This is a genomic window from Peribacillus sp. SIMBA_075, assembly GCF_046534585.1.
Genome location: NZ_JAWRYN010000744.1, coordinates 1 through 267, shown reverse-complemented (window position 1 = coordinate 267; position 267 = coordinate 1). Strand labels below are relative to the sequence as shown.

The 267-nt window shown below is 31.8% G+C and carries 1 protein-coding gene; it reads right to left on the bottom strand.

Features of this window, described 5'->3' with window-relative positions; translation table 11 throughout:
- Nucleotides 1–267: DedA family protein (locus SB775_RS30185; RefSeq protein ID WP_410864933.1), on the bottom strand; the 267-nt coding region annotated here is incomplete at both ends.

Genomic DNA, 267 nt, shown 5'->3' with positions numbered 1-267 from the left:
AGAGCACCTGAGTAAATTGTAATTGCAAAACGACGGAATGGTAAGTTAATAATTCCTGCAAAGTATCCTGTAAAATGACGTACACCAGGAATAAAGAAACCGATAAAAATAAGGAAGTATCCATACTTATCAAACCACATTCTTGTTAAGTCGATTTTTCTTTGTGTTAAAAATACGTATTTCCCATACTTTTGAATAAAGGGCATACCTAATTTATTTCCTAAAAAGTATTGAATTGTCATTCCTACACTTGTCCCAATAAAGGAT